Origin of the sequence: Kribbella sp. NPDC051586 (assembly GCF_044453965.1) — a bacterium.
GTDB lineage: Bacteria > Actinomycetota > Actinomycetes > Propionibacteriales > Kribbellaceae > Kribbella.
This window is the reverse complement of record NZ_JBITDF010000003.1, coordinates 102,294-116,269: the sequence shown is the minus strand read 5'-3', so window position 1 is coordinate 116,269 and position 13,976 is coordinate 102,294. Positions and strand designations below refer to the sequence as shown.

At 67.0% G+C, this 13,976-nt stretch carries 14 protein-coding genes and 1 pseudogene; 9 read left to right on the top strand and 6 right to left on the bottom strand.

Annotated features, from left to right (window positions below; translation table 11 throughout):
• Positions 1-390: 390 nt before the first annotated feature.
• The gene (locus ACIA58_RS19485) at positions 391-1,317 is read left to right on the top strand and encodes a hypothetical protein (RefSeq protein ID WP_396405109.1); all 927 of its coding nucleotides are present in this window, start codon (positions 391-393) and stop codon (positions 1,315-1,317) included.
• A 275-nt stretch (positions 1,318-1,592) separates the two neighbouring features.
• Here the strand turns inward: ACIA58_RS19485 and ACIA58_RS19480 are convergent.
• A pseudogene (locus ACIA58_RS19480) lies at positions 1,593-1,871 on the bottom strand (transcriptional regulator); the annotation flags it as partial.
• A gap of 1,061 nt (positions 1,872-2,932) precedes the next feature.
• Between ACIA58_RS19480 and ACIA58_RS19475 the strand changes: the two are divergent.
• On the top strand, positions 2,933-3,406 hold the full coding sequence (locus tag ACIA58_RS19475; RefSeq protein WP_396405108.1) for a pyridoxamine 5'-phosphate oxidase family protein: 474 nt from the start codon (positions 2,933-2,935) through the stop codon (positions 3,404-3,406).
• 125 nt (positions 3,407-3,531) lie between these two features.
• Here ACIA58_RS19475 and ACIA58_RS19470 read toward each other — a convergent pair whose 3' ends face one another.
• Positions 3,532-3,828, bottom strand: coding sequence for a hypothetical protein (locus ACIA58_RS19470; protein WP_396405107.1), 297 nt, complete (start codon positions 3,826-3,828; stop codon positions 3,532-3,534).
• A gap of 94 nt (positions 3,829-3,922) precedes the next feature.
• Here ACIA58_RS19470 and ACIA58_RS19465 point away from each other — a divergent pair, with 94 nt between their 5' ends.
• Positions 3,923-4,075, top strand: coding sequence for a hypothetical protein (locus ACIA58_RS19465; protein WP_396405106.1), 153 nt, complete (start codon positions 3,923-3,925; stop codon positions 4,073-4,075).
• A 264-nt stretch (positions 4,076-4,339) separates the two neighbouring features.
• Here ACIA58_RS19465 and ACIA58_RS19460 read toward each other — a convergent pair whose 3' ends face one another.
• On the bottom strand, positions 4,340-5,335 hold the full coding sequence (locus ACIA58_RS19460; RefSeq protein WP_396405105.1) for a zinc-binding dehydrogenase: 996 nt from the start codon (positions 5,333-5,335) through the stop codon (positions 4,340-4,342).
• The gene (locus ACIA58_RS19455) at positions 5,328-5,921 is read right to left on the bottom strand and encodes a TetR/AcrR family transcriptional regulator (RefSeq protein ID WP_396405104.1); all 594 of its coding nucleotides are present in this window, start codon (positions 5,919-5,921) and stop codon (positions 5,328-5,330) included. The genes ACIA58_RS19460 and ACIA58_RS19455 overlap by 8 nt, the downstream gene beginning before the upstream one ends.
• Positions 5,922-6,020: 99 nt before the next feature.
• Between ACIA58_RS19455 and ACIA58_RS19450 the strand changes: the two genes are divergently transcribed.
• From ACIA58_RS19450 to ACIA58_RS19440, 3 genes are all read left to right on the top strand, one after another.
• Complete coding sequence (locus tag ACIA58_RS19450) at positions 6,021-6,407, top strand: MmcQ/YjbR family DNA-binding protein (RefSeq protein ID WP_396405103.1); 387 nt, start codon at positions 6,021-6,023, stop codon at positions 6,405-6,407.
• A 60-nt stretch (positions 6,408-6,467) separates the two neighbouring features.
• Positions 6,468-7,901 carry a carboxylesterase family protein gene (locus ACIA58_RS19445; RefSeq protein WP_396405102.1) on the top strand — a complete coding sequence of 478 codons (1,434 nt, stop codon included), beginning with the start codon at positions 6,468-6,470 and terminating at the stop codon, positions 7,899-7,901.
• 128 nt (positions 7,902-8,029) lie between these two features.
• A complete protein-coding gene (locus tag ACIA58_RS19440; protein WP_396405101.1) occupies positions 8,030-8,314 on the top strand; it encodes a hypothetical protein in 285 nt (94 codons plus the stop codon).
• A 39-nt stretch (positions 8,315-8,353) separates the two neighbouring features.
• Here the strand turns inward: ACIA58_RS19440 and ACIA58_RS19435 are convergent, their stop codons facing one another.
• Together ACIA58_RS19435 and ACIA58_RS19430 are read right to left on the bottom strand one after the other, a co-directional pair.
• The gene (locus tag ACIA58_RS19435; RefSeq protein WP_396405100.1) at positions 8,354-9,556 is read right to left on the bottom strand and encodes an acyl-CoA dehydrogenase family protein; all 1,203 of its coding nucleotides are present in this window, start codon (positions 9,554-9,556) and stop codon (positions 8,354-8,356) included.
• Positions 9,556-10,860: an acyl-CoA dehydrogenase family protein gene (locus ACIA58_RS19430; RefSeq protein ID WP_396405099.1), complete on the bottom strand. Its 1,305-nt coding sequence runs from the start codon at positions 10,858-10,860 to the stop codon at positions 9,556-9,558. Before ACIA58_RS19430 ends, ACIA58_RS19435 begins: the two co-directional genes overlap by 1 nt.
• Before the next feature lie 86 nt (positions 10,861-10,946).
• Here ACIA58_RS19430 and ACIA58_RS19425 point away from each other — a divergent pair, with 86 nt between their 5' ends.
• From ACIA58_RS19425 to ACIA58_RS19415, 3 genes are all read left to right on the top strand, one after another.
• A complete protein-coding gene (locus tag ACIA58_RS19425) occupies positions 10,947-11,930 on the top strand; it encodes a LacI family DNA-binding transcriptional regulator (RefSeq protein WP_396405098.1) in 984 nt (327 codons plus the stop codon).
• Between the two features lie 63 nt (positions 11,931-11,993).
• Positions 11,994-13,001, top strand: a complete 1,008-nt coding sequence (locus ACIA58_RS19420) for an alcohol dehydrogenase catalytic domain-containing protein (RefSeq protein WP_396405097.1) — start codon at positions 11,994-11,996, stop codon at positions 12,999-13,001.
• Positions 12,998-13,963 (top strand): Gfo/Idh/MocA family protein, encoded by a 966-nt coding sequence (locus tag ACIA58_RS19415; RefSeq protein ID WP_396405096.1) that lies wholly within the window; start codon positions 12,998-13,000, stop codon positions 13,961-13,963. Before ACIA58_RS19420 ends, ACIA58_RS19415 begins: the two co-directional genes overlap by 4 nt.
• Positions 13,964-13,976: the final 13 nt, after the last annotated feature.

Genomic DNA, 13,976 nt, shown 5'->3' with positions numbered 1-13,976 from the left:
GTCTGCAGTCTGTAAGGAGAGCCCGCCAGTACGTCCGAACTCTCCTCCGCAGGCCACGCACGATGACTCACAGGACGCTGACGATCTCGATCATCGTGATCGCGAGGGCTTCGTGGGTACGGAGACCATCGGCTCTCCATCGACTACGACAAGGGGAGAGATGGACCGTGGCACATTAGGTTGTTGTTGCGGTTGAGGGTGAACTGTCCGATCACGACGCGTCTGCGGCTGCTGCTCACGAAAAGACCGACGGCCCGGTGGAGTATCACTTGCTGATCGCCACCAAGGAGGCAAGCGACGGAGACAGCGGCCTCGCCCTGTTCGGTGTGCGGCCGGCAGACACCTTCGGCTCGGCGGCGCTCGCACGACGGATGAATGTCCAACCCCCGGATGGCGACGGCCGTGCTCCTTCAGATCTGGGGAAGGTCATTCTGGCGTCACTTTCCTGGTCACCGCGCTCGCCGTTCCCGACTGCCGGTCAGGCGCCGGCGGCATTCCATCGTCGGCGGCGCGGTACTGGTGACGGTGGCTCTGCTCGGCCTCGCGCTGTTGACTCGGGCAGGCACCAGTGACGGCCGGCTCAGTGCCATTGTGGTGATCGCGGCCTTGGCAAGTCTTGGCACCGGAGCGATGCTGCCCTCTCTCCTCGGGCTAACGCTGTCCCAGGTGCCACCCACGAATGCGGTTGCGGTTGCGCAGCAGTTCTGTGAAGCAGCTGGTGTGGCTGTTCTCGGCACCGTGTTCTTCGCGGCTGCGGGGAGTCCGGTGGATGCCGGAGCCGGGTGCGGTATGGCGTGGGTGGCCGGCGCCGGAGCTGCGCTCTGCCTGCTGATCGCGGCTTGCGGCATCGCCGGCTTGCGGCATCGCCATGCGCCGAGATTCCGAGGGGCGCTGAGGCGTGCACGGCTCGGTGATGTCACAGATCTGGGCGCTGCGGCGTCTCGGGAAGGTACCGAAGTTCCGGAATGTCAGGAGAAGGCATTGTCGTACGGTGGACGAGTCGCGTTGTTGTTCATCTCGCTGGCGGTATCGGCGATCTTGTTCTTCGCCGGTATCCAGGTCGTGGTTTCGGCGGCCGCGGAAGCGCGGCGATGTTCGGGCACCCAGCAATGCCTGTCCGCGCAGATCGATGCCGGCAATGCGACGGTCTTCGCATTCGCCGGGTTCGCCTTCGCGGTCGTCGCGGCGGGGTTCGCCATCACGACTTGGCGACGCCAGCCGGCCGGCGCGCAGGATGGAATGGTGCACCAAGGCCCTTGGTCCCAGTGGCCATCGACGCAGCCACCGATGCAGGCGCCGGGCGGTCCGCAGCGGTAGTTCGGCGTACTTCGCCCCGACCGCCCCGCAGTGTCCGTGCTGATCGCACAGCGACAGTAGTTCGCGCATATCCCTGAGAACGGAACGTTCCGCCGCCCGAGATCGTGCTCGAGCCGGTGTGACCGCCAGGTCGAATCGCACCGGCACGGCGATCTCGGCGGTGAAGTCGACTCGGTCGCCATCCCCTCCGACCGGTGCAACCGGCGGATCTCAGCCCAGTCCTCCACTGTCAAGCGAGAGATAGCCGGCACCCAGCCCCGGCAGGTGGACAGCTCCCCCACGAGGTCGTGCATCGCCTTGTCATGGGGGTCACGACCGGCCTCGGTGCGCAGGATCGAGACACAGGTGTCGGCGGCGGTGTCCCAATCCGGGTAGAAACGGAGCGAGTCCTCGTCAAGAAAGGTGTAGCGGGCGAAGTTCGGCTGTCCGCCGGGGTCCCGCTCGTAGAGCGACGAGTGCATTGCGCGGCCGAGGTGGTTGGTCGCCAGCAGGTCCATGCGGCCATTGCGGACGATCGCGGGGCCCTCGGTAATAGTGTCGAGAACCCACTGCAGGCTCGGGCGCGGTGTCCAGCGTTTCGAGGATCGTCGCGGCCGGACCTCGCCCGCCGTACCCGCATGAGCGCATATCCACCTAGCGCGGGCGGCGACACAGGCGCGACGCCCGGTGGCGTCGTCCGGTTCTCCGGCAGCAATGAGTCGCTGACCAGAACTAGTCTCAGATCATCGGTCCGTCAGGGCGCCGGCACGACCAGCCACAACGGTAGGTGTTGCCTGCGATGTCACAGCTGAGCAGAGCTACATCGTCTAGTACTGGTCAGACTGGCGACAACAGGAGGAAGAATGAGGATTGCCCTCAAAGCAGCATCGGTGGCGACCACAGTAGCGGGAGCGATCGCGCTGTCTACCGCCCCGGCATCGGCCGCCTCGCACGGCCACGAAGTGGATCAGCACCTTACGGGCGGCTGCGTTGTGAGCCTCTACTACAACAGCAGCACAAAATGGGCCTATGCGAACGTCGGTCCTTATGCTGCGGGGCCCTGGACGTGCAAGGGGTTCGTCAAGAACACGCACGGGAGCAAGAGCTGGACGGCGACAACGAGTACCGACGCATGGAGCGGCGGGGTCTGGCGGGGCTCGGGGTACAAGGTCCAAGCCTGCGTCTACGCCTACTACAAGGGCACGTATAAGTCCTGGGCCTGCACCAGCTGGCACTAGGCCACCAGCCGGTTCGCCTCACGCTCCGTCTCAGCACGGCCCGGAGGCGAACCGGCCATCGGTCGATCCATCGTAGTGCTCGATCCTCGACGCACCCCACGTGGGAAGTTCCCTCGGCATCTCGCGCTGCCGTCTGCTGAAGGTCGACCACCTTGACTTCCACGGCGAAGACCTCGATGGCGTCAACAGCCCAGTCGTCGACATCGGATCTGGTGCAGCGAGGCTCTGGCCGCGGCGCTATCAGCAACCGGCAACAACGCGGTCGCCACATACTTCATTTCAACTCGTCTCCTACTCTGGGCTGCCTGCCACCCGCCCCATTCCGCGGCGGTCACACCCTTGACCTCAACAGGTCTTGAGCTTGCACGATCGTCGCCATGAACCAACCGACTTTCGACGTGCTGGGCTTCCTCAACGAGCCGAACCTACCGGCCAGCGTGGCCACCACCACGCGGAACGGCAACACCGCTTTGGCGATGATGTGGTTCCTGGTCGAGGACGGGAGATTCTGGTTCCACACTCCCGAAGGAGGCTCCCGGCCGACCGCATTTCTGGACGCGGCTCGTGACCAGCGAGACGTCTCGGTCATGATGGCCACGTTCAACCCACCTGAGGACGTTCGCCAGGTTCGGTTCAGTGGGCCGGCCAGAATCGAAACCAAGGACGTCGCCCGGGTGCGCCGAATCTACGAACGATACGTACCGGAATGGACCACCACCTGGATCGACCACGCCGCCTCCCCAAATACCTTCCTGTGGTCGGTCTCACCGCACCGCGGCATGGCCGTCGCATATCCCGGTCTGCAGAACCGACCAACTTTCCGCTGGTCCAAAGTATCCGAGTTCTTCGACCTCGCGCCCCTCACCGGCTGAGCGATCGGACATGTCCCGCACGCTTCTCGTAGCGACCGGTCAAGGCGCGGGCAATGACGATGACTGCTGGCGAGTCCAGCCGCTCCATCGCATTTGCCGCACCGCCAGAACCTGCAGGCGCTCGATCACAGGCTTGTGTCGCCGCAGAGCGGCCGAACTTCCGGCGGCTGTTCACTACCGAGATGGTCTCCAGCGGCCTGCCGCTGCACATCGCAGCGACGCTGCTCGGCCACCTCAATCTCGACACGCCCCGCGGCTACACCGCCGTGTTCCCCGAGGAAGTGATCGCCGCGCACCAGTTCTTCATCGAACGCCGTCGCGAGCTGCGCCCGTTCGGGGAGCTGCGCCCGGCCTCGGGTGAGAAGTGGCAGGAGTTCGAGCAGCACTTCTTGCTGCGCGAGGTCGCGCTGGGCAGCTGCCATCGGCCCCTACGGGACGCCGTGCGTTCACGAGCATGCGTGCTCACGCTGCCGGTTCCTGCGCGTCGACCCCGATCGGCTGCCACGGATCGAGGAAATGACCAGCAACGCAGAGGCCCGCCTCATCGAAGCCAAGGACAGGGCCTGGCTCGGCGAGGTGGCCGCGCTGGAGGAATCGCTGAAGCATCTTCGGCAACGCCGAACTGAAGCGCTGGCGGCATCGCAGGACGACCTGGTGACTGGCCGCTGATCGCCGCAGACCAGGCCCTGCTGACCGGGTAGTTGCTCCACCGCCTGGGCGAGCTCCAATCCGACTGGCCCGAGAAGATAGGGCGCCAGTTCGCCCACACAGCCAGTGTGACGCTCTCGACGCCGGCGCTAGTTGCCCTCGGCGACGATCGCCACTCGGTCACGTCTCAGTCACAGACGATCACACGACTGATGCCACGCCACCGGCCAGCAGTCACCGGGCCTATAGGCGCCGCGCAGTGGTGGCGCATCTGATGGGCGGGCCTCAGGTTGCGGGTAGGACGATGACGTATTTCCCGGGTTGGTGGCGGGACTCTAGGTCGCGGTGTGCTTCGGCTACCTTTTCGAGCCCTTCGTGGGCTCCGGCGATGACGATGTTCAGGGTGCCGGCCTCGATGGCGCGCAGGTACTGGTCCAGGGCGCCGGAGGGAAGGTCGTTGGCTTCGCCGGCGTAGCTGGTGAGCCGTACTCCGGTGGGGATGGCGAACGGGTCGAAGTCGGGGATGGTCCAGGTACCGCTCAGCGCGCCGACGAAGCAGACTGTGCCGCCGGGTCGTACGAGGGACAGCGTGGCTGGAAGCGCTGTCGCGCCGACGAATTCCAGGGCTGCGTCGAGGCCGTCTGGGGTGAGGTTACGGATCGCGTGCGGCAGAGTGTCGTCGTCGACGAGAGCATGGTCGGCGCCGGTCCGGGTGAGCAGCTCGGATCGGGCTGGGTTCCGGGTTGTTGCGATGACTGTCGCGCCGAGCTGGTGAGCGATCGCGATTGCGGCGAGCCCTACGGTGGACGTGCCGCCGTGGATGAGGACGCTCTGGCCGGATTCCAGCCTCAGCCCGGCGGTGATCGAACCATGGGCGGTTTGCAGCATCTGTGGGAGCGCGCCGACGGCGTCCCATCCGAGGTGGGTATCGAACGGGATGACGTTGACCGCGTTGACGACGGTGTATTCGGCGTAGCTGCCATCGATGGTTCGGCCGAGGCCTCCCATCATCGTGGCGACTTTCTGACCGGTGCGAAGCGCGACTCCGTCGCCGACGGCATCGACGACGCCGACGGCTTCGATGCCCAGGATCCGGGGGAAGGAGAAGTCGGGGCCGGACTCTCCCTGGCGGCTCGTGGCCTCGGACTCGTTGATGCCGAAGGCCATCACCCGGATCCGCACAGACCCGGGTCGAACCTTCGGGATCGGTACGTCGCTGACCGTGAGGCCGTCGATGTCGACGGGGCCGGTGAGTCGGATGGCACGCATTGTTTCAGGCATCGTTCCGCTCCTTCTCGTGGAAAGGGTGACCGGGGGCGGGGAGGGCAACAAGCGCTTCCCAAGCCTGGCGCACGGCCAGCTCGTCGAGCGCGGTATCGGGGTGCGCCAGGCGGTGGCTCCACCAACCCCACAGCAGGGCGTTGATCACAAGCGCCGTGCTGTTCGGGACCACGCGATGGAGCATCACCAGGGAATCGTCCTCGACCGCCTGGAGGACCTCTGCCACCTTCGGGTTCCGCGCAGCGTAGTGGCGTATCTCCTCGTACAGACGGATGTCGGCGAGGCTCGGGCTCGTCGTACCGATCGTCGCCTCGACGAGCGCCTCGACGACGTCTGCCGGGGTGCGGGCCTCCCGGAGCGGGGCCGCGTAGCGGGGTTCGAGATCACTACGGGTGGAATCGAGAGCACTCAGGATGAGGCCCTCGAGGGTCGGGAAGTAGTAGGTCATCGATCCCAGTGGGACCCCGGCGTGCGCGGCGATGCCCCGGTAGGACGCCGCGCCGATGCCGTCGGACCTGATCACGTCGAGCGTCGCTTGCAGGATCCGGGAGCGGCGCCCGGGGTCATTCGGTTTCCCTCGTCGCATATTCCTCTCCAAATGCTTGAGGTAGTGCGTACACTCGTACGCAGAGTGCGTACAGTCGTACGTATCTGGTTTCAATCTAGCCCACGGTGAAGGGATCGCATGAACGGCGTTGAACTGCAGGAGCATGCTCGGGCGCGAGTGCAGGAGCTACCTGGTGCGAATCTGGAGCACCCGTTCGGGCCCGGCTGGGACGTCTACAAGGTCCGGGACAAGGTCTTCATGTTGCTCACCGACGTCGCCGGGGAGCCGATCGTGATCGTGAAGACCGACCCGGACGACAGCAAAGCTCTTCAGGAGCAGCACGACGGCATCACTCCCGGCTATCACATGAACAAGAAGCACTGGATCACACTGCACCCCTCGGGCGGCCTGCCGGAAACCTTGATCGATGACCTGGTCACCGACTCCTACCTGCTTGTTGTCGCGAACTTCCCACGTGCGCAGCGACCGGTTGACCCTGCCACGTTCGCTCGCGCTATGCGGTGACGCGCTCGGGAACCGAGCGGCTTCGGCACGACAACCAAACCCCGGAAGGAACTTCGTCACATGACCAGCACCGACACCACTGAGCAGAGCACCGTGCGCTCCTGGCTGGGCGTGCCGTACGCCACCGCGGACCGCTTCCGCAGCCCGAAGGTTGTGCCCTTCGACCCCGACCTGCCCTACGACCAGAAGGGACCCGCGCCGCTCCAAGCCGGGGACACCAGCTGGCTCGAGGCCGACAACGGGTTCAGCGAGGACTGCCTGAACCTCAACATCTGGGCACCCACAGACAGCGGAGCCAAGCCTCTCCCCGTCATCGTTTACATCTTCGGCGGCGGGTGGATGCTGGGCTCGAACACGCAGACCACCTCCAACGCGTCCGGGCTCGCCGCGACCGGACGAGCCATCGGCGTCTCCCTCAACTACCGGCTCGGCCCGTTCGGTGCGCTCTCCCTCTCCCAGTACGGTGGCGCGCTGGCCGAAGCCACAAACCTCTGCCTGCAAGACATCATCGCCGCCCTGCGATGGGTCCGCGAGAACATCGCCCGGTTCGGCGGCGACCCTGGCAACGTCACCGTCACCGGTCACAGCGCCGGCGCCTACTCCACCCTCAGCCTCCTCGCCGCACCATCCGCCGACGGTCTCTACCACCGTCTGGCGGCGTTCTCCGGTATGCCGGCACGCCAGGTACCGGCTTGGGGGGCGGAAGAGCGCGCGCTAGCCGTCCTCACTGCGCTCGGCGTACAGAACGACCCCGAGCAGCTCCTGAACGTCGACGCGCACCTCCTCGCTGAAACGCTGACCAAATCGCAGTCATCAGACCCTGGCGCAGCGCACGGGGTGGACAACGACCTCATCGGCATCGTCGACGACCGAAACCAGCCGAACGGTGTCCTCGCCGGCCATCCCCTGCGAGTTCTCGAATCCGGTCAGCACCGCGACGTCGACATCCTCTTCAGCAGCACCACCCACGAGATCGACTGGTGGGTCCTGCACAGGACCGAGGACTTCGACCCCGGCAGCATCGACGGCCTCCTCGAGGAGTTCGCCCACCGGAACCGCATCCCCCGCAGCCGCGCCAGCGAGATCATCGCCGCGTACGACGTCGACGGGCGTACTCCTATCCAGGTCCGTGGTGCGCTGCTCACCGACCTCACCTTCACCCTGCCTCAGACCCGTGGCGCGCTCGCGCACGCCGCGGCCGGAGGCAACGCACATCTACTCTCCGTCGGTCCCGTCGAGGGAGCGCAAGCCGTTCACGGAACCGAGATGTACGGCATCGTCGGCCAGACGCGACCTGGCGCCAGCGACCAGCAGATTGCCCGCGACACCTTCGTTCGCGACGCCCTGCTCGCCCTCGCAACGGGCGACACCAACACATTGTGGGAGCCCGTGACCACCGTTCCCAACGCGCATGGCATCGGGGACGTACCCTACGACGCCACCACCCACGCGAAGGACGTACTCGAAATCTTCACCGGCATCGACCGCCCATAGCTGATCCGAGCCCCGGCGAGCTCGACAGCCTGCTGCGGCTCGCAGTTTCAACGTCAAGAGCGTCTTCTTTCTCACGCAGCCGCCGGGGAAGGCGTTTCCGGTTACAGCACCTGTGAAAGGGACATGGCATGAGCGTCAGCAAGGAAGGGATCAGCAGGACCATCATCGAGTTGGAGAAGTCCTTCAACGAGCGGTGGAGCGCCGGCGACAATCGCGGCTACCTCGACGGGTTCGCGGAGGAGGTCAGCGACTTCGATTCGTCGCTCCTGGAGGATCTCGTGGTCGGGCGGGACAAGGTCGTCGCGTGGGTTGACTCGGTCTACTCACACCCGCACATCGTCCGCTCGTCGCCATGCCGTGGACCGGCGGCTCGCTCACGTTGCTCCGTGGGCGACGGCGCGGGCCTCCTCTGAGACGATCTCAGCCAGAGCCAGAACACCTTGCAAATAAGGCTACTTGAGCTCAGCAGACGTCTTCCCCAGCAACCTGCGCGCCACGATCAGTTGCTGGATTTGTTGGGTGCCTTCGAAGATGTCGAGGATTTTGCTGTCGCGGGACCACTTCTCGAGGAGTTCGTGTTCGGAGTAGCCGAGGGTGCCGGTTAGTTCTACGCAGCGGAGGGTTATGTCGTTGGCGGTGCGGCCCGCTTTGGCTTTGGCCATGGAGGCTTGGAGGGAGTTGGGGTGGGCGTTGTCGGCCATCCACGCGGCCTGGAGGGTTAGGAGGTAGGCGGCCTCCCAGTCGGCTTCCATGGACAGGTATGTCGCCGCGGCGGCGGGCTGCAGGTGGACGGGGCGGTCGTAGTCGACGTGTACGCCGGCGTCGGCCAGCAGGTCGCGGGTGAGTTCGAGGGACGCGCGGGCGCAGCCGACGGCCATCGCGGCGACCAGCGGACGGGTGTTGTCGAAGGTCTGCATGACGCCCGCGAAGCCCTTGTCGATGTCGGCCGAGCCGAGGAGGTTCGAGCGCGGGACGCGGCAGTTCTCGAAGCGGATGGTCGCGGTGTCGGACGCGCGGATGCCGAGCTTGTGCTCGAGCCGTTCGACCGTCATCCCCGGCGTGTCCTTCATGACCACGAACGACTTGATCGCGGCCCGGCCGAGCGTCTTGTCGAGCGTCGCCCACACCACGACGGCGTCGCAGCGGCCACCCGCGGTGACGAAGATCTTCTCGCCGTTCAGCACATAGTCGTCGCCATCCAGCCGGGCGGTCGTCTGAATGTTCGCCGAGTCCGATCCGCAGTCCGGCTCGGTGATCCCCATCGCGGCCCACACGCCGTCGAAGCGCCGCAGCTGCTCGTCCGACGCGACGGACGCGATCGCCGAGTTGCCCAGGCCCTGCCGCGGCATCGACAGCAGCAGCCCGACATCACCCCAGCACATCTCCATGATCGACAGCACCGACGACAGGTTCGACCCGTTCACGACACCTTCGTCGCCGGCCGAGGAACGCCGTACGCCGGAAGCGCCCGCGCCCGAACCGGTGCCTGAGGCACCTAATCCGTCGACCATGGCGGCGAGCATGTCCAGCTCGACCGGGTACTCGTGCTCGGCCAGGTCGTACCGGCGCGAGTTCGGCCGCAGCATCTCCGCGGCGACCTGATGCGCCTGGTTGACGAAGGCCCGGAACTTGCGCGGAGTCTCGAGGTTGATCATCAGACCAGCACCGCCCCTTCCATCACGCCGATCGCCCGCAGGTCGCGGTACCAGCGCTCCACCGGATGCTCCTTCACGAACCCGTGCCCGCCGAGCAGTTGTACGCCGTCCGTCCCGATCTGCATGCCCTTCTCGGTGCACAATCGCCGTGCCAACGCGGCCTCCCGGGCGAACGGAAGCCCTTGGGCGGCACGCGATCCGGCCCGGTACGTGACCAGCTTCATGCCTTCGAGCTCGATCCCGATGTTCGCCACCATGAACGCGACCGACTGCCGGTGGCTGATCGGCTCGCCGAAGGCCACACGCGAGTTGACGTACGGCGTGACGTAGTCGAGCACCGCCCGCGCCGTACCGAGCGCCAGCGCACACCACCCGAGCCGCGACAGCCGCACGCACTCGGCATAGTCGTCCAAGGACCCGAGCGGAACGGCCGGCACATCGGTGAGGATCACCCGGCTCATCGAGGCGGCCCGCAGCCCCATCGACGGCTCGGCCTCGATCACCACGCCCGGATGATCGGCCTCCACCACGAACAGCCGCGGACCCGCATCCGTCTGCGCGCCGACCACGAACAGCTCCGCGTCGGCGCCCCGCGGTACCAGCGACTTCACGCCGTTCAGCAGTCCACCCGTGTACCGCGTGCTCAGCGTGAACGGATCGAACAACACCCGCGGCTCGAGCAACGCCAACGCAGCGGCCGGCACCGTCGAACCAGTGAACGCGGGCAGGTACGTCGCCTGCTGCTTCTCGTCGCCCCAGAGCGAGATCGCCGTACTCACGGCCGACGGCGCCAGACACGCGACCGCCTGCCCCATGTCGCCGTGTGCGAGAGCCTCCGCGACGAGTACGCCGGTCATCGCCGAGCGCTCGGTGACGATGCCGCCGAGGTCCTCCGGTACCTCGATCAGGCTCAGCCCGAGCTCGGCCGACGACTCCAGGACCTGGGACTGCGTCGCGCACGCGGTGTCGGCCGCGGCGGCAGCGGGCCGCAGTACCTCGGCGGCGAACTCGCGGACGACGTCGACCATCATCTGCTGGTCCTCGGTCGGCGTCAGGTCGAACCGCCCGGTGCCCTTCGCCGCGGGCAGCCGCGACGGCCCCGACAGGCCCGTCGCCGCGGAGAACCGCCGGGAGAGCGCTCCGGCCGTCCGGAATCCGGTCTTGGTCGCCTCGAACACCGCCCGCTCGGCCGGCTTCCGCAGCCCGAACCGGTCGATCGCCCGCGACCGCGCCAGCTTGTTGAGCAGGGCAACACCGACCCCGATCGCGTCCCGGCGCCCGCGGGTCTTCTCCTGAAGGCTCATACCCGCAACTGTAAACCGAAGTTACAACCCAGGTCACGCCTGACCTTGATAATCTGACGCAACCCAGGCCCTGAAGGAGCGCGGTTGTGGCGGTCAGCATGTCCGACGTGGCCCGCCACGCGGGCGTGTCCCAGCGCACCGTCTCGAATGTGGTGAACAACTACGTCCACGTCTCCCCCGCGACCCGCGCCCGCGTCCAGGCCAGCCTCGACGCCCTCGGGTACCGTCCCAACACGGCGGCCCGCCGCCTGCGCACCGGCCGCACCGGCACCGTCACGCTGGCCGTCCCGACCTTCCGCGAGCGGTACTTCGCCGACCTGGCCGAAGCCGTCATCGCCGCCGCCCGGGATCGCGGGACGACGATCCTCGTCGAGACCACCGGCGGCCGCCACGAGCTCGAGGTCGAGCTGCTCCGCGGCGGCGGCGACGTTCTCACCGACGGCGTGATCATGAGCGCGGTCGCACTGAGCCGCGCGGACCAGCGCAGTACGCACCCGGTCGTGCTGGTCGGCGACCGAGAGCCCGGCAGCGCGATCGACCACGTCGGCATCAAGAACCGCGAGGCAGCGCAGGCCGCGGTCACGCATCTGCTCGATACCGGCCGGCAACGGATCCTCCTGCTCGGTGCGAACCACGGCCCGCGGCGCTCGTACCAGCTCCGCCGCCAGGGCTACCAGGCCGCGCTCAAGAAGCAGGGCATCGACCTGGACCCGGCGCTGATCGTCGAGTGCGACTGGACCACCGCGGCGGCCGCGGAGGCGATCAGCCGGACCTTCGAACAGCTCCACCCGGACGGCATCTTCGCGATGAACGACTCCGCGGCCCTGGGTGCGCTGCGGGCGTTGCAGCGCGACAACGTCGACGTACCGGGCGAGGTGTCCGTCATCGGCTTCGACGACATCGTCGAGTCGAGCCTGTCCACCCCGACGCTCAGCACGATCGCCCCGCTCCTCGACGACATCGCGAGCACCGCGCTCGACCTGCTCGAGGAGCAACTCGAGGAGGATCACGTCCCGCAGCACCGGATGGCCGGCTACGAGCTGCGCATCCGGGAGAGCACCACTCGCTGACACCACCGCACCATCCCGCAACCTCTTGTGGGCCGCGTTTGCTACGTAGTAAATTCCGGCACCATGACGCGCACCGCCCTCGCTCCCAGGTTCACCGGCGCCGGCAACATCGAGTTCGCGGATCACGAGTACGCGGACGCCGGCCCCGGCCAACTGCTCCTCGCCGTCCAGGCCAACGCCCTCTGCGGCACCGACCGGCACCAGTACTACGACGGCTCGTCCGTCGTACCCGGACATGAAGCCGCCGGCACCGTCCTTCAGGCCGGCGAAGGCACGAGCACGCCGGTCGGCGCTCGCGGAGCGGTGTTCCTGATGGACTTCTGCGGCGAGTGCCGCAGCTGCAAGCTGAACGCCACCAACCAGTGCCTGGCCAAGCGGGCCGACATGGGCTTCACCCACGACGGCGGCTACGGCCCGTACGAGGTGGTGCACGAGTCGAACTTCTTCCCGATCACCGACGACATCGAGATCGGCAACGCGACGATGCTGCTCGACGTGATGGGGACCAGCAGCCATGCGATCGGCCGGGCGTCACTGGTCAGACCAGACGTCGAGAGCGTGTACATCGCCGGCGCCGGACCGATCGGACTCGGTCTGACCGTGATGAGCAAACTGAAGTACGGCGCCGACGTCCCGGTCTACATCTCCGACTTCTCCCGCTGGCGGCTCGACTTCGCCGAGTCGTTCGGTGCGATCCCTCTGCTCGCGGACGATCTGACCAAGGCAGGCGCTCCGGACGTCGCCTTCGACTCGTCCGGCAAGCAGTCCGCCCGACGGGCTGCGCTCGACATCGTCAGCAAGCGCGGCGCGCTGATCTGCGTCGGCCACGGCGAATCGCTCACCATCGACGTGTCCGACGACCTGATCTCCCCCGAGCACGCGATCCTCGGCAGCGAGTACTTCCGGTACGACGAGATGCCGGGCAACCTCGCCCTGCTGTCCGACCACCAGGACCTGATCTCCCGAGTGATCAGCCACCGCTTCCCGGTCTCCGAGATCAGCGAGGCGTTCCGGCGGTTCATGGCCGGCGAGACCGGCAAGGTGGTCGTCACCCAGGACGGCGCCTCATGAGGGTCGCCGTCGTCGGTGCAGGCGGCTGGGGCGAGCACCACGCGCGCATTTTCTCCCGCCGCCAAGACACCGAGCTGTGCGGGATCTTCGGCCGTACCCCTGCCCGCACCCAGGCGCGAGCCGAGAAGTACGGCACCACGCCGTACACCGATCTCGACGAGATGCTGGCCACGGAGCAGCCCGAGCTCGTCACGGTGTGCCTGCCGAACGAGGACCACTACGACGTCACGCTGAAACTGGTGCGGACCGGCGTACCGCTGCTGGTCGAGAAGCCGCTGGTGTTCGACCTCGCCGAAGCCGACAGCCTGCTCGCGGAGGCCGGCGACAACTTCTTCGCCATCAACTTCAACCACCGGTACGCCGAACCCGTGCAGCGCGCGAAGGCGCTCATCGACGCCGGCGAACTCGGCGACCTCGTCTTCGCGACCTGGCGCTTCGGCGGCGAGGCGAACCACGGCAACTCGCCGCACGCGAACCTGATCGAGACCCAGTGCCACGGCTTCGACCTGCTCGAGCAACTGGTCGGACCAGTAGCCTCAGTATCCGCGCACATGACCGACAAGACGTACGGCGCCTTCAGCACGGTCGCGCTCGCGCTCGATTTCGAGAACCGCGCGGTCGGCACGATGCTCGGCACGTACGACTCGTCGTACGCCTACCCGGACACCCAGCGGATCGAGATCAACGGCACCGAGGGCCGCCTCGTCATCCACGACACCGTCCGCGCGCTGACGTTCTCCAAGGCCGGCGACCCGGTCGAGCAACGCTGGCACTCGACGTACTTCGACGACGAGTCCCGCACCTTCGCCGGCACCTTCGACCGCCACGTCGATGCCCTGCTGCAAGCCCTCCGCGCCGGCGACCAGCCCCCGGTCCACGCCCGGGCCGGCCGCCGGGCCCTCGAACTGGCCCACGCCGCGATCGAGTCCCACCACAGCGGACGCCGGGTCAGCACCTCCTGACCTCAGTACGATC

Coding starts and splice junctions, on each gene's coding strand:
- ACIA58_RS19430 (WP_396405099.1), bottom strand. CDS start 10,860: ATGAGCCTTCAGGAGAAGACCCGCGGGCGCCGGGACGCGATCGGGGTC.
- ACIA58_RS19440 (WP_396405101.1), top strand. CDS start 8,030: ATGAGCGTCAGCAAGGAAGGGATCAGCAGGACCATCATCGAGTTGGAG.
- ACIA58_RS19455 (WP_396405104.1), bottom strand. CDS start 5,921: ATGCGACGAGGGAAACCGAATGACCCCGGGCGCCGCTCCCGGATCCTG.
- ACIA58_RS19420 (WP_396405097.1), top strand. CDS start 11,994: ATGACGCGCACCGCCCTCGCTCCCAGGTTCACCGGCGCCGGCAACATC.
- ACIA58_RS19450 (WP_396405103.1), top strand. CDS start 6,021: ATGAACGGCGTTGAACTGCAGGAGCATGCTCGGGCGCGAGTGCAGGAG.
- ACIA58_RS19445 (WP_396405102.1), top strand. CDS start 6,468: ATGACCAGCACCGACACCACTGAGCAGAGCACCGTGCGCTCCTGGCTG.
- ACIA58_RS19435 (WP_396405100.1), bottom strand. CDS start 9,556: ATGATCAACCTCGAGACTCCGCGCAAGTTCCGGGCCTTCGTCAACCAG.
- ACIA58_RS19465 (WP_396405106.1), top strand. CDS start 3,923: ATGACCAGCAACGCAGAGGCCCGCCTCATCGAAGCCAAGGACAGGGCC.
- ACIA58_RS19415 (WP_396405096.1), top strand. CDS start 12,998: ATGAGGGTCGCCGTCGTCGGTGCAGGCGGCTGGGGCGAGCACCACGCG.
- ACIA58_RS19485 (WP_396405109.1), top strand. CDS start 391: ATGGCGACGGCCGTGCTCCTTCAGATCTGGGGAAGGTCATTCTGGCGT.
- ACIA58_RS19470 (WP_396405107.1), bottom strand. CDS start 3,828: ATGGCAGCTGCCCAGCGCGACCTCGCGCAGCAAGAAGTGCTGCTCGAA.
- ACIA58_RS19460 (WP_396405105.1), bottom strand. CDS start 5,335: ATGCCTGAAACAATGCGTGCCATCCGACTCACCGGCCCCGTCGACATC.